The 15,824-nt window shown below is 65.1% G+C and carries 5 protein-coding genes; all 5 read right to left on the bottom strand.

The window, feature by feature from the left end:
• Positions 1 to 59 precede the first annotated feature (59 nt).
• Positions 60 to 1,952: a siderophore-interacting protein gene (locus O4220_RS04075; protein ID WP_269602330.1), complete on the bottom strand. Its 1,893-nt coding sequence runs from the start codon at positions 1,950 to 1,952 to the stop codon at positions 60 to 62.
• Positions 1,953 to 2,015: 63 nt separating this feature from the next.
• The gene (locus tag O4220_RS04080) at positions 2,016 to 3,086 is read right to left on the bottom strand and encodes an ABC transporter substrate-binding protein (RefSeq protein ID WP_269602331.1); all 1,071 of its coding nucleotides are present in this window, start codon (positions 3,084 to 3,086) and stop codon (positions 2,016 to 2,018) included.
• A gap of 80 nt (positions 3,087 to 3,166) precedes the next feature.
• Positions 3,167 to 10,798, bottom strand: a complete 7,632-nt coding sequence (locus O4220_RS04085; RefSeq protein ID WP_269602333.1) for a non-ribosomal peptide synthetase — start codon at positions 10,796 to 10,798, stop codon at positions 3,167 to 3,169.
• Complete coding sequence (locus tag O4220_RS04090; RefSeq protein ID WP_269602335.1) at positions 10,799 to 14,161, bottom strand: non-ribosomal peptide synthetase; 3,363 nt, start codon at positions 14,159 to 14,161, stop codon at positions 10,799 to 10,801.
• Complete coding sequence (locus O4220_RS04095; protein ID WP_269602336.1) at positions 14,158 to 15,810, bottom strand: (2,3-dihydroxybenzoyl)adenylate synthase; 1,653 nt, start codon at positions 15,808 to 15,810, stop codon at positions 14,158 to 14,160. Before O4220_RS04095 ends, O4220_RS04090 begins: the two co-directional genes overlap by 4 nt.
• Between the last annotated feature and the right edge of the window lie 14 nt (positions 15,811 to 15,824).

The raw sequence follows: 15,824 nt of genomic DNA on the forward strand, positions 1-15,824 counted from the left end.
CGCGCAACCGACATGCCCTGGGCATTGCTGCGCGCCTTCGATAGGCAACGCTAACCTAACTAGTCCTGGCGCACAACGGCTTCGGGCGCACGCTGCAGATCGAGGACCGCGATACCCCAGCCGACGAGACGAGATGCGGTCACCACCAGGCCTGCTGCGGTTGCCACCGACTCGAACTCGGCTCTGGTTCGCACTCCACTGCCATGCATACAGAGCATCAACAGATCGAACTCGGCCTGATCCTCGTTGATCGCGCCGTCGTCCGACAGACGTTCCACCACAATCAGTTTCCCGCTCTCGGACAGGCCTGCCGCCGCGCTCGCCAGCAGCAACGCCAGATCGTCGTCGCGGTAGTGGCCGGTGACCTCGAGCAACAGGTACGCGTCGAACCCACCCGTGGGGTTGGTGCGCGGTTCGGACACGACACTCTGAGCGCATTCGATCACGCGCCCGTGCAGTTCCGGCCACTTCTGCAGATCTCGTCGGACGAGGTCGAGTTCACTGGGTAATCCGAGAACGGTTGCCGACATCGCGTCGTGGCCCGTCAGGATCGAGCCGAGCACCACCCCGGATGCGGCACCGGTCACCGCCAACGTGGACACGCCGCCGAACGAATAATCCTGGACCAGAGCAGGACCCAGGAACGCTGCCTCGTCCGCAATGTGGTTGTGGTGCAATTCCGTCAGCCGAGGCGAGCCGGCGAGGTCCTCGCTCAACGTCTTGCCGGTCAGCAGGCTCGCACTGGCAGCACCGGTGCGCAGGCTCTCGACGAGTCCGGTGATCGACAATTCCACTCGCGCCTCGATACCGTCGAAATCCAGCCAGTGCGAGATCCAGTCGTCACCGAGCATGGCTTCACCGATATCGGCGAGGATCACGCCGCCGTCCGAATCCTCGGTGAGCACGTCGACGGACCGCAGGTAGCGGACGAATTTCGCCAGGGCCCGCGCATCGGTGCCGGTAGCCGTGGCCAGTTCGTCGACGGTGCGTATGCCGCGGGAGACATGCAATGGGATACGCAACGTGTTGGCGGCCCTGATAGCAAAGGGGGAGAACATCTCCGCTCGTTCGGCGAGCCTGTCGAACGGTTCGGATTCGCGGGCGTTCAGATCGGGAACCTCCGGATCGTCCGCGCGGGTGAGAACCTCTGCGCGACGCCAGTAGCCGGTGACCTCGACCATCTCCGGCGGCATCGCCCGATCCTCGCGCAGGTATCGCCTGATGCCTTTGAGTGCTGTGGATTCGCCTGCTACCCAGGCGAACACAGTTCCCTCCCACCAGGGCGCATTACGTACGGCTGTTTCCAGCAGGTCTCCGGTGCCTGCAATCGCGCCGTCGCGGTGGACCCAGGTGATCTCGGCGTCGGCGGCCGTCGGCAGCGGTAGTTCTCGCTCGGCGTCGGCCACCTCGACGAACACCCGAATTCGCTCACCTGCTCCGGCTTCGTCGAGGTAGCGAGCAACAGCAGGCAACGCGGTCTCGTCGCCGACGAGCAACACCCAATCCACCTCGGCGGGTGCGTGACCCGAGCGCACCGGGCCCAGGAGTGGGATGGAATCACCCACGGCGCAGCGACGCCCCCACGTCGACGCGATTCCGGTGTCGTGAGTGACGAAATCGAGAGTCAGTTCGGCAGTCTCGGCATCGACGCTGCGCACGGTGTAGTTGCGGGTCAGTGGCCGCGGCTCCCGCGGCCACTCCACCGTGCGCTCGTGTTGCACCGGTAGAGCCATCGTGCCGTTGTCGTCGAGCGGGAAGAACAGGCGGACGAAGTCGTCGAATCCCTCGCTACGCAGCGCCGGAAAGTCGAAGCCGTCTCGCGAGAATTCCCGCAGCTGCGGCCCACCCAACACGATCCTGCGCATTCCCGAACTGAGTTGCTGCGTGTCGATCACGGTGGCCGTTCGGATGACTTCGGGAAAGACGACCTGAAGTCGATGAGACCTTGCCACTGTGAAACACGCTCCTTCGCGAAAATGCAGATGTGTGGTGCGTCGGGTGGGCCTGCGCTCGGATCAGCCCTGGACGTTCTCGGCGGCGGTGTTCAGCGCCGATGCCACGTCGTCGAGGATGTACGGAATGGTGAGCACCGTCAGGCCACCGAACGCGAAGTTCTTGTCGACGCTGAGACTTTCGGTGGATGCGGTACGACCCTGCGCCAGCACGGGCTGAGAGGCCACAGCCGGCTCGGCCAGAAAAGCACCGAGCGATTCTTTGTCGTAGGCGACGACGAACAGCACATCCGACTTCAGCAGAGAGGCCTGCTCGAGGCTGAGCTCGAAGTACACGGCATCGGGATCCTTGGTCGGGTCGGCCTCCTGAATGGTGGGCTCGTTCACCAGCCCGAGCTGTTCGAGGAACTCGACACGGACGTCGTCGTCCTTGCTGACGGCGAACGTACCGGGAGCATTGGGGAGTGCGATGGTGACCGTCTTGCCCTGCAGCGCCGGATACTTCGCGGCCGCGTCGGAGATGGAACCTTCGACTCCGGAGACCAGATCTGCGGCCTCCTTCTCCTTGCCGAGGGCCTTGCCCGCGATGGTGAGCTGGTCTTCCCACGAGGTCGTCCACTGCTCGTCCGGGTACGCGACGACCGGTGCGATGTCGGAAAGCTTGTCGAACTCTTCCTGGGTCAATCCCGAGTACGGGGCGAAGATCAGATCCGGGGCGGCGGCGGCGAACTGCTCGACCGGGACCGCTCCGGTTCCGTCACCGGTCAGCAGCGTCGGGGTCTCGCCACCCAGGTCGGCGAGCGCTTTCGCGTCCCACGGCAAGATGCCGCGGTCGTCCGCTCCGTACTGCGCGCCGTCGAAGGTCGGCATGGCGACGGGTACGACTCCGAGGGCGAGAACGGCGTCCTGGTTGGACCAACCCCAGGTGGCGATGCGCTTCGGAGCCTCGGGGATCGTCGCGGATCCGAGTGCGGAATCGATGGTGACCGGAAATGCAGATTCCGACGCAGCGGTGGTGGACTCGGTTGCAGGCGCTTCCTCGGTACTGCTGCAGCCGGCGGCGAGAGCGATGGTGAGCCCTCCGGCGAGCGCAATCGACGCGGCGCTCCTCATCCACTTCGTACGAACCTTCATCGTTGCTCGGCACCTCTCGACTCGACCACGCACTGCTGCGTCCCACACCCGACCGGGTGAGGCGACTGACAAGGTAGCACTTATGAGGTAACCCTTGCCTCACTAGGCGCATCGGAAGCGAGAATTCGACACGCTGCGGACACCGTGTCGTGCCACAGCGTCGCAAGCGTCTCGACGCCGTCGAGCACCTCCTCGGGCCAGGTCATCGTCACCCCCAGTACCGACGAGCCGTGCTCGTCGTGGATGTAGCTGTCCACGATCAGCGCATAGCTGCAGGGTGTCGCCACACCGGGGGTCGAGTCGAGACTGCTACGCAACCGGCTGGCACCGAACGGCCCGCCGGTCGACGCGTCGAAACGACCGAGGTAGTTGAATTCGATTGCTGCATCGGGGGTTCCACGCAGCACTTCCTCGGCATCGCCGCCCATCCACCGCAGCATTCCGTAGGTGGATCCATCCCCCGGCACGGACTCCCTCGACGCCCTCGCCGATTCGGCCAATTCACGCAGAACAACCTCCGCGGCAGCGGGATTCGCCTCGTGCGCGATCAGTGTGCGGTGATCCCCACTCTGCGCGGTGATGCGCAGCGGGAACACTGCCGTGAGCCAGCCGACCACCGAGGAACCGTCCACCCGATCCGACGCGACCCCCGTCCGGCCGTGGCCTTCGACGTCCACCAGGAACGACTGCGTGGTCGTGATCTCGCTGTCGATCCACTCCGCCGTCGCGGCTGCGAATGTGGCCAACAACAGGTGTTCGACAGAGACGCCGAGGCGAACTGTGGCGGCCGACAACAGGTTCGCGCTCTCGTCCTCCCGCAGCGCGAAGTCGACGGAGCGCACGCGGGCACCCGTATCGACCGCCGGGTCGAGCGGACGCGTCAGAGGGATCGATGTCGCTCCGTCGCCGATGCTCGCCCAGTAATCGAGGTCGGCGAGAACCCGAGGTGCGGTTGTGAGAGCGAGCACCTCGTGCGCCCACTGCCGCATCGACGGATTGATCGGGCGTCGCTCGGTGGCTGTCTGCTTCCACAGCGCTTTCCACTGCGCGACCAGATCGGGCAACAGGATCCGCCAGCTCACGCCATCGACCACGAGGTGATGCAACGTGATCAGCAGCTCACCGGACGATTCGGGGTCGGATCGGTGTCGCAGCCACACGATGTCGACCATCCTCGCGTCGGACGGGTTCAATCGGGCACGCGCAGCTCGTGATTCGACGCCGACACGGGTGGCCAGCTCGGACTCGGTCAGTCCGTCGACGTCCTCGATGCGGATCCACCGACGCACGTCGGCAGTGCCGTCGGGCAACACCGTGAAGATCGACTCGGAGCCGGGATTGCGTTCGAAGCACGAGTTCAGAATCGGATGCCGGTCGGTCAACAGCGAGACCAGCTCCGTCATCGAGTCTTCGGTGAGCGACGCCGGGGCCTCCAGCAACACCGCCTGCGAGATCTCGTCGATGGGCCCGTCGAGCGCGTCCATCCACCGCACTATGGGTGTCAACGGCACCATTCCGTACGGATCGATCGTGACGACCTCGGTCTGCGCCCCTGTCGAAACAATCTCTTCTGCAATACTTTCCGGTGTCCGGAGTGACACGATGTGCCGCGGCGACACCGGGAGGCCCGCCGACCGGAGCCTCGCCGCCAGCTCCATCGCCATGATGCTGTCGCCGCCCAGGTCGAAGAAGTCGTCGTCGGCACCGACCTCGGTCACGTGCAACACCGCGGCTGCGGCCACGGCGATCTGCCGCTCCGCATCGGTATTCGGGGGACGTCCGGAGCGCGCCGCGAGCTCGGGTTCGGGCAGTGCAGAAGCATCGAGCTTGCCGTTCGGCAGGACCGGAAACGCATCGAGCACGGTCAGCGACGCCGGCACCATGTACGACGGCAGCAGACCGCGCAGGCGGGCACGAACGACACTCGAATCCAGCGAATGTCCCTGTTCCGCCACCACATAGCCGATAAGCACGGCAGTCCCGTTCTCGGAACCTCGCACCACCACCCGCGCGTCGGCCACGGCGTCGAACTCGCGGAGCCGGACCTCGACCTCGCCCACTTCGACGCGGTGACCGCGAATTTTCACCTGATCGTCCGAGCGGCCCCCGTACCGCAGTGTGCCGTTCTCGGTCCACGCAACGAGGTCCCCGGTCCTGTAGAGCCGCGTGCCGTCTGCCGTGAAGGGATCGGCGACGAATCGGTGTGCCGTGCGCCCCGACGCATTCCGGTATCCCCGCACGACGCCGGGCCCGGCGAGGTAGAGCTCGCCGAACACGCCGGGCGGCACCAGTCGAAGACTTCTGTCCAGCACATAGGCCTGCATGTTGGTCACCGGCCGGCCTATCACCGGATCACTCGACAGTTCGGTGGAGGTGTACACCGCATCGACCGTCGCTTCGGTCGGCCCGTAGAAGTTGTACGCCACCAGGTTCTGCATGCTGCGCAACCGATTCCACAGCTCGGCGGACACCGCTTCTCCCCCGACCCCGACCGTCGAGAGTGTGTCGATCGAACCCGATCTCATCATCTGCTCGAGCAACGACGGCACGACCTCGATGAAGTCTGCCGACAGCGCAGTCAACCGAGCAGTCAGTTCCACCGGGTCGAGAACTGTCTCGGGATCGATCAAATGCAGTGTGTGGCCGCCGAACAGCCACAGCTGCGGCTGCCAGGACGCGTCGAAGGCCATCGACCATGCGTGCGCCACGTTCAGAGTCGACTTACCCGCGCGTCGGGCAGCCGGTTCGTGCACGTTCTCGCGATGCGAGTGGTACAGGTTCGTCAGGCCACGGTGTGGCACCAGAACGCCCTTGGGCACCCCGGTCGTGCCCGAGGTGTAGATCGAATACACGGGGTGGTCGGGATGCAACGGTGCCCGCCGTTCGGCATCGGTGATGCCTACCGAATCAGCGGGTGAAGCACCAAGCGATGCAACGGAATCCGTGGTCACCGTGACCACCGGCTGTGCGTCGTCGAGAATCTGGCTGGTGCGGTCGGCCGGCCAGTTCGGATCGATGGGCAGATATGCGGCCCCGGACTTCATCACGCCGAGGATGGCCGCCATCGTGATCACTGTGCGCGGGGCCAGAACGGCCACGAGGTCCTCGGCACCCACGCCGGCACCGATTAGCCAGCGTGCGGTTCTGTTGGACACGCAGTCCAACTCGGCGAACGTCAATGCCGTGGTGGCGTCCTGAACGGCAATCGCATCGGGCTGCAGTGCCACCTGTTCGGAAAAGAGTTCGACCAGCGTCTCGGACGGATAGTTGCGCGCGATGCCGGCCTGCTCGGCGGTGAGCCGGTACGCCGTTGCCGCGTCCACGAGGGGCACCGACGCAATGAGTGGATCCCCCGCCTCGGCAAACGTCCGAAGCACCGCCGTCATGGCCGACGCCACCGCACGTGCACGCTCGACCGATACGGCGTCGCTTCGGTATTCCACCACCAACCGCAGTTCCTCGCCCGGAAAAACCGTCAACGTCAACGGGTAGTGCGTCACCGTGTGGAACCCGGCGACCGAGACCGAGAAGTCCTCGGTATCGACACCCGAGGTATCGGCGGCAGCGAAGTTCTCGAACACCACGAGGGTGTCGAACAGCGTTCCCCCTCCCGGGGCCTTCTGGACGTCTGCGAGACCGACGTGATGATGTGCGGCCACGGCGACGGAGAAATCCCGGAGGCCCGCGAGAACCGACGACACGGTGGCGTCGGGCCCGATGTCGACGCGCACCGGGATGGTGTTGATGAACAACCCGACCATGTCGCCGACGCGGTTCAGGTCGGTCGGGCGTCCCGACACCGTGGATCCGAACACCACCGATCCGGAATCGGTGAACGCCGACAGCACTACGGCCCATGCCGCATTGATCAATTCGCTCGCCGTCACCGATCGACGACGAGCGGATGCGGCCAGGCGTGCAGAGTCCTGCGCATCCCACCGCATCTCGATCTCTCGAGCCTCGGATCGCTCCACGGACGGCGACGCGGTCGGGGCCAGGATTGTCGGCACCACGTCGGCACCGAGCGCTCGACGCCACACATCGATGGACGAGCCGTCCCGCCGCGACAGCCATCGAAGGTAGTCATCGAACGACGCCGGAGCCGGTAGATCCCGGCCACGGTAGAGCATGAACAACTCGGTACCGACGGTCCCCATCGACCAACCGTCGACAAGAAGGTGATGCACGGTCAGTACCACTCGATGCAGCTGTTCTCCGCAGTCCAGCAGGAGAACTCGCACCAGGGGGCCGTACTCGATGTCGAAGGTGCGTCGATCCTCGTCGATCAGAGCGCGCGCCGAGGGCGAATCCGGATCGTCGACCGTGTGCCTGCGCACGTGCACTCGTTCCGTATCGCGGACCGCGACGGTGGTCCCGGAATTCAGGGTGAGAAAGCGTGAGCGCAGAGCCGGGTGGCGGTCGGACACTGCGTCGAGCGCGTCTTCGAGTTTTCCGAGGTGCAGCTCGCCTCGTACCTCGAACTCGGTGGCGATGACGTAGATTTCCTCGAGTCCGTCCCCTGCAGCGACCGACTGGAATGCCAGCCCCTGCTGCAGCGGAGTCGCCGGACGTGCGAGCTCGGGATCGATACCGAGTGCGTTCAACTCGGTCAGGTCCTGTGCGTCCAGTAGCGGCGCAGCGGTCTCGGGTTCTGCTGTAGCGCTCTCAGTTTTGGCGTTTCGAGCTCGCTCGACCAGTCCAGCGACAGTGCGGCATTCGAAGACGTCGGCGGTCGAAATCACCAATCCGGCACCCCGTGCGTGATGAACCATGGTGATGGCGGTGATGCTGTCGCCACCCAGCGCGAAGAAGTCGTCGTCGACCCCGATCGACTCGGCACCAGCACGAGTCGCATCGGCGAACAGGTCGACGAGGCAACGCTCGTCGTCGGTGACAGCTGCTCGTGACCGGCTCGGTCCGTTCTCGGGAATCCCGCGCCGCGTCAGCGTCACCAGGTCCGTCTTGCCGTTGGGTGTACTCGGTAAGCGGTCGATCGCTACCCAGAACGCCGGCACCAGATATTCGGGCACCCGGCGCCGCAGGACATCGCGTAGTGCGGCGGCATCGACATCGCCGGGGGTCACGTACGCGACGAGCACGGTTGCGCCCGCGTCGTCGGTCACCGCGACCACGGCGCACGCATCCACGGATTCGATATCGGCAGTGAGGTTTTCGACCTCTCCCAGCTCGACGCGATGGCCCCGGACCTTGGCCTGCCGGTCGGCACGTCCCAGGAACTCGAGCGCACCGTCGTCGAGGATGCGGGCGCGGTCACCGGTGCGATACATCCGACCGCCGTCCCCGCCCGGGTCTGCGACGAACCGTGCGGCGGTCTCGGCCGGTTTACCGAAATATCCGCGGGCGAGCTGCACGCCCGAGACGTAGAGTTCACCGCCGATCCCTGTTCTCAGCGGACGCAGTCGGTCGTCGAGCACGCCGAGGACCGTGTTGTCCACCGCCGTTCCGATGACGGCCGGGTCGCCTGCGACCCTGTGCACGGCAACGTCGCCCGCCACCTCGGAGGAACCGTAGGAGTTGTGCACCGACGCTTCGGGGGTGGCGCGTCCGATCGCATCGATCGTGTTGCTGGTCAACGGCTCTCCGCTGAGGATCCAACTGGTGACCGAACCGCATTCCTGCGGCGCGGTTGTCGACAATACTGCAGCGAGTGACCCGACGGCGGTGATCTGCTGGGCCCCGGATCGAGCGAGAAGCTCGACCAAGGCACTCGCATCGGCATACTCGTGATCCTGCGCCAACACCAGACGTTGGCCCGCGAGAATTCCGGTCAGCAGTTCGGTTGCTCCGTCGATGAACGACAGCGAGCTCTTGGCAATCCGATTCGTGGGACCGCCCCACTTCAGCGTCGCCCAGTGCAGACGATTGGCCAGCGCGCTTCTGGTTCCCAGTACTCCCTTGGGCATACCGGTCGAACCCGAGGTGTACACCAGATAGGCCCCGCACTCGCCCGGGATGCTTCGAGCGAACGGTTCTTCCACCACCTCGATAGCCGAGCTCGAATCGATTCTCGTCGCGGTCTCGAGAGCGGTCAGCGCGGTAGGGGTGGCATCGTCGACCAACAGAATGTCGTGGCGGGAATCTGCGAGCACGTAGTCGATGCGCTCCCGCGGGTAGCGAATGTCGATGGGGACGAAGACCGCACCCACGTCGATGGTCGCCAACAGTGCGGCCACCATATCGACGCCCCTGCCGAGAGCGATAGCGACGCGGCTCTCGGTCCCGATACCCCGGCTGCGTAGCCGGGTCGACACCTCGGCCACCCGGGATCGAAGGTCGATGTATTTGATCGCGTCCCCGCCGACCGTCAACGCGATGTCCTCGCTCGACTGCGCGAACCTGTCCGCAAGGGCCGCCTCCAGCGTCGACACCTGCCGAGACGCTCCGACGCTGCACCCCTGGCCGTCGGGGGCCGAGAGGAGCTGCGGCACATCGACGTCCGGACGGCTCGTCATCCGGTCGAGCATCTCGACGAAAGTCTCGGCGCACAACGTGGCCGAACGATGATCGACGGCTGCGTCGTCGTGCAGCACGAAAGCCCACAGAGCAGGGTCGGGACCGACGATCAGAGCCATCGGGAAACTCATGTGAGCGCCCAGCACCGTGACCTCGTCGACGGCCGCGCTCGCTTCGGAGGGCAGTGTCGGATAGTTCTGATACACGACGATCGTGTCGAACAGCTCAGTGCCGCTCACGGTTCCGGCGATCTCGGACAGCCCGAGAAATCGGTGCTCCTCCAGGTCGAGGTGATCTGCCTGCAGGCGATCGACAACATCCGCGACGGATTCGCTCGTACCGAATCGAATCCGAACGGGCACGGTGTTGAGCAACAGACCGACCATCGCCTCGGCACCGTCGAGATCGAACGGCCTCAGTGACGCCGCCATTCCGAACGACACGTCGCCTGCTCCGGTCCGAGCCGCGAGCATCGACGCCCAGGCAACCTGCACCACCACGTTCGTCGTCGCACCACGGCTGCGCGCATAGCTCGCCACACGCAGCGCCAGAGTCTCGTCGATGTCCAGATCGATGCGTGAGCACGAATTCGATTGCGGTGCATCGCCGGCGATCAGTGTGGGGCGCTCGAAGCCGTCGAGGTGATCCGCCCAGTGCGCCCTGGCAGCGTCGCGGTCCTGACCTGCAGTCCAGACAAGGTAATTGCGGTAGTCCGGTGCCGACGGCAAGGCAGCCGACTCCCCGCCCTCGTAGAGAGCGACGAGCTCACGAACGAAGATCGCCTCGGACCATCCGTCCATCAGGGCGTGATGGTAGGTGATCAGCACCCGCGGCGACCGAGGATCGGTGGAGTACGCGAAGCGGATCAACGGCCCGTCGAAGAACGCGAATCCGGCGGACCTGTCGCGGGCCAGATGATCGTTCCAGTCACCTTCGACAGCTGTCGGTTCCGGTGTCGACGCGCGCGGAACCACCCACACCAGATCACCGTTGCGACGCTGACGCAGTAACGCTTTGATGTTCGGATGACGCTCGAGTAGGTGCTCGAGAGCGAGAGTGAGGCGGTCGAACCGAACCGAGGCGGTCAGGTCCAGCACTGTCTGAGAGAGATACGGATCCTGTTTCGCTGCAGCAAGACTCGACTGCAGATACATACCGACCTGCAGCGCCGTGAGCGGTAGAACCGCAGCGATCTTGGATTGCGGCGTTGCCGCGGACTCGGCCGTCGTGTTCGTCACTCACATACTGCTTTCGAATTCGTCGAGCTCGTCCTGGGACAGATCCACGCTGGCCGCCTCGGCAGATACCGCAGGGCGGTCAGTGTCCTCGGTGACGAGCTCCGCCCCGAACATCCGCACCGTTCGCTTTCGCATCACCTCGCGCGGTGCCAGCGGGATGGACGCCTTGCGCGCCCGGGACGCCACAGCGAGGGAGGTGATGCTGTCGCCGCCGAGGGCGAAGAAATCGTCGTCGATACCAACCCGGGTGACCCCGAGAACCGCCTCGACGATCTCGCACAGCATCGTCTCCACCGGAGTGCGCGGCGGCACGAACGTACCGCCTCCTGCCGCATCGACAGCCGGGAGAGCCCGTACATCGAGCTTGCCATTGATGGTCATCGGAATACGCTCCAACGCAGCGAACAACGTGGGAACCATGTACTCCGGCAACACTGCCGCCAGCTCGTCCCGAATCGATCCGAACAACTCGGAACGGTCCTCGGACGCTACGCCGTCCGTGGGGACCACGTACGCCGCGAGCGCACGAGTACCCGCGCCGATCTCCACCGCCCGAACCACCGCGCCCGCAACTGCATCGCAGTTCGCCACTGCCCGTTCGACTTCTGCTGTTTCGACTCGATACCCACGGATCTTCACCTGGTCGTCGGCGCGGCCCAGGTAGTCGAACAGGCCGTCGGGCCTGATCCGAACCAGATCGCCGGTGCGGTACATCCGCTCACCCGGCGCCCACGGATCTGCGACGAATCTGGTTGCCGTCTGGCCGTATCGGTGCAGATAGCCGCGGGCCAGACCCACACCGGACAAGTGCAGCTCACCCACGGATCCCACCGGAACGGGTCGCAGCCACTGGTCCAGTACGTATGCGCGCGTACCGAGGATCGGCCCACCGATCGACGGGCTGCTGCTCTGCCGCGTGCCGGCACCGAGCGCGTTGATCGTGTACTCGGTGGGGCCGTACAGGTTGTATCCGACGTCTCCCAGTTGCTGCCACAACGAATCGGGAACTGCCTCCCCGCCGAGGAGGACCAGTGGAATCCGATGCCCGTCGTGCTCGTTCAGCAGTCCCAGATCCAGCAGATGCCCGGCATACGTGGGCGTCACGTTCACCACGTCGATCAGGTTCTGCTCGCAGTATCGCGCCAATGCCTCACCGTCGCGACGCAATTCCTCGTCACAGACGTGGACCTCGTGGCCTTCGACGAGCCACAGCAGCTCTTCCCACGACATGTCGAAGGAGAACGAGACGGTGTGCGCGATCCGCAGCGTCCGATCCCCGGCCGCGGCAATGGTGGGGACGAAGATCTCGTCTCGGTGGTTGATCTGCATGTTCGTCAATCCCCGATACGGGGTGACGACGCCTTTGGGCGTGCCGGTCGAGCCCGAGGTGTAGATGACGTAAGCCGGGTGCTCGAGACGACCGGGTGTACCGGGTGCGAACGGACCGCGGGCGAACTGCGAGGGGTCGACGCGGATCGACAATTCCGTTACCACCGAGGGGTCGTCGACGATCATCACGGTGGCGTCGGTCGTCAGCTCACGCGACTGCGTTTCGGTGGTCGTCACCAGGATCGCCGGCTTCGCATCGGCCAACATGACGTCGAGTCGATCGTTCGGGTAGTCCAGTTCGAGGGGGAGGTAGGCCGAGCCGGTGCGCAGTACCGCGAACAACGCCACCACCATCTCTATCGACCGCGGGAGCGCGAGGGCGACAATACGCTCCGGGCCGGCACCGCGGCGCAGCAGAGCAACCGCACACGCACTGACCCGAGAGTCCAGTTCTCCGAACGTCACTCGTTCGTCTCCGAACACCAGCGCCGTCGTCTGTGGGACGGCCGCGGCGCGGTCGGCGAGCAACTCGGCGATCGTGGAATCGCGCAGCCGCTCGAGCCTGTCGCCGAAACCGTTGTCTGCGATGCTCGCCGACTCGGAGGCCGGTGCTGGCCACCGTGAGATCGGCAGATCGGATTGCTCGGCAACGGTGTTCAAGGCGTGCTCGAAAGAATCGAGCAGGTAGCTCGCTCTCTCGTCGTCCACCGACGCCGGCAGGTAGGTCACCGACAGGTTCAGTTCCCTCCCGGGGTCGACGGCAATCGACACCGGGAACTCCGAGCCGTCGACGGTCGAGATGTGCCGCACCTGCCGCTTCGGTGCGCCGGCCGGATCAGCTGCTGGACCGGCTGCGTTCCGCAGCACCAGCAGGGTGTCGAACAGCGCACCCGCACCGATCGCCTTCTGAATAACGCCGAGGCCGAGTGTGTCGTGCGGCATCAGATCCAGTCGCTGATCCTGCACCTGCGCAGCGATTTTTGCGGTTGTGTCCGATCCCTGCGCCGCGACTCGAATCGGCACGGTGCTGATGAACGCCCCGATCGCGCGCTCGGACCCCGGCACCTCCATCGGTCGGCCGGCGACGGCGGTGCCGAAAACCACGTCGGATCGACCGGATACTCGCATCAGCACACTTGCCCAGGCGGCAGCAAGCATTGTGAACAGTGTCGAGCCCGACTCGCGGGCAATGGTGTCGAGCCGGCCCGATGCCACCGCCGACAGTCGCCGTTCAATCCGCCGAGGAGGCTCGTCCTCGCCATCGGCCGCTCCGGCCACGAGTGTAGGGGTGTCGACATCGGCGAACCAGCGTTGCCATGCCTGCTCGGATTCGGAGCGGTCGCGAGAGATCAACCAGCGCAGGTACTCCCGATAGCCGTGATCGATGTGGGTGTCTGCGCCGTCGTGCAGCTCGAGAACACGAGAGACCAGCAACGCCGAGGATCCGCCGTCGAAACAGCCGAACCAGTAGGTCGTCAGCAGACGGTCGACGCCGCCGGGGAGGTGCACGAGAGTCAGCCTGAACAGTGGGGGTGCGTCGATGTCGAATGCCCGGTCACGGTCGTCGGCGAGTACCCGGTTCCACGCCGCGTCCACCTCGTTCGCAGAGCTGTCACCCAGGTCTATCACCGTCAGTGGTGCTTCGACGGACGACAAGACGACCTGGACCGGTGCCTCGCCCTCAGGGGTGACGAACGCCGTGCGCAGCGCCGCGGTGTTGTCGACCACCGATTGCAGAGCACGCCTTACCTTGTCGCCGTCCAGAACCCGATCGACCTCAACGACGGTCCGAACGGTGTAGAGCCCGGCAGCGTGTGCGTCGACGCCGACCTGATAGACCAACCCGAGCTGCAGCGCAGACAGCGGCCACACATCGTCGATGGATCCGAATCGTGCTCTCAGCGCATCGAATTCGGACGATTCCAGGTTCGCGAGAGGACCGCGTTCGACCTCGGCGGTCTCACTGCCCCGGGCGCGCCGCAGCCGATCCTGGAGCAGTCGACGCTTGACGTCGTCGAGATCCACCGGGTTCATCGGCTCGCCTGCCGCTCGGTGGACTGCCTGACGAGCAATGCCTTGTCCACTTTTCCGATTGCGGTGACCGGAAGCGACGTTCGTGCCACCACCCGGTCGGGTAGCTTGAACCCGGCGCAGCCTGCGTCGGTCAGGAATGCCCGCACCTCGGCAACGGTCGGAACGCTGTCGTTCCGGGCGCTGCCGTTCGGCACGATCACAGCGCAGATGCTCTCGCCCACAGCGGGATCGGGTACGCCTATCACCGCTACTCGGGCTACTCCGTGGTGTGTGAGCAAGAGATCCTCCAGCTCGTCCGCTGCGACGTTCTCACCGTTTCGGGTGATGACGTCCTTGATCCGACCGGTGACGACCAGGTGTCCCGACGGCAGCGCGCGAACCTGGTCTCCGCTGCGGTAGAAGCCGGCGGGGGTGATCGCCGTTGTATTGTGTTCCGCCGCAGCGTAGTAACCGTTGATGGTGTACGGACCGCGGGTGAGCAGCTCGCCTACGCCGCCGGCCGGGACGTCGTTGCCGTCGGCGTCGACGATTCTGATCTCGTCGAACTCGGACAACGGACGCCCTTGGGTGCCGATCACCACGTCCGGTCCGTCGCCTGGCCGCGTGTAATTCAACAGGCCCTCGGCCATCCCGAACACCTGCTGCAACCGGCACCCGAGGGCCGGCTCGACCAGCTTGGCGACCTCGGGGGTCAACTTCGCGCCACCGACCTGCAACAACCGCAGACTGGACAAGTTCGCCTCCTCCCATTCGGTGGCCTCACACCACAGATGCGTCAACGTCGGCACGAGGGCGGTCACCGAGACTCGATACTTCTCGATCAGCGCGAACACCTGATCGGGGCTGGCACTACGGGAGAAGACCACCGTCGCTCCGACCCCGAGCGCACCGAGCAGCCCCGGACACGCGAGCGGAAAGTTGTGGGCAGCGGGCAGAACCGCGAGATACACGTCCTCGGAGGTCAATTCGCAGACATCTGCGCTCGCCCGCGCGTTGAACTCGTAGTCGTTGTGGGTACGCGGAATCAACTTCGGCAGACCGGTCGTTCCGCCGGATACCAACAACACTGCAATATCCGCGGCAGATGCACGTGGAAATTCCCGTGGCGCACCGACGACGGCAGACAACAAACTGTGCGACCCGCTCGGGTCGCACGAACCATCGACGAAGACGTCCCGAATGCTCGGAACCGACTCCACTGTCTCGTCGGCGAGCGCTCGGTAATCGAAGTTTCCGTCCCGCTCCGTGATCACGTACGCCACAGCCTTCGATGTGGCTGCAAGATGAACGATTTCGCGGCGTCGGTGTGCGGGCAGAGTGAGCACGGGAATCGCGCCGCACTCGAGCAACGCGAACAACACAACTGCGAACGCCACCGAATTGGGTAGTTGCACCACAACCCGATCACCCGGCTCGATACCGCGGTCGGCAAACCCTGCAGCGGTCGCACGTACACGCGAATACAGCTCGTCGTACGTCAGCTCCTCGCGCTCGTCGACGACCGCGCGACGAGAGCCGAACCGGTCTACCCACGACGTGAACATGTCGGAAAGCGTTGTCTCGCGCCAGAGTCCGGCATCGAGGTACGTCTGGGCACGGCCCGAGTCGAACGGTACGAAGTCGGCATCGTTCTCGATGACTGTGTGCACTGTGGGTTCCCGAT

The sequence above is a fragment of the Rhodococcus ruber genome, from assembly GCF_027270735.1.
In the GTDB taxonomy this organism is placed as follows: Bacteria; Actinomycetota; Actinomycetes; order Mycobacteriales; family Mycobacteriaceae; genus Rhodococcoides; species Rhodococcoides rubrum_A.

Excerpts from the sequence above, each read along its gene's own strand:
- O4220_RS04080 (WP_269602331.1), bottom strand. The coding sequence starts at position 3,086 with ATGAAGGTTCGTACGAAGTGGATGAGGAGCGCCGCGTCGATTGCGCTC.
- O4220_RS04090 (WP_269602335.1), bottom strand. The coding sequence starts at position 14,161 with ATGAACCCGGTGGATCTCGACGACGTCAAGCGTCGACTGCTCCAGGAT.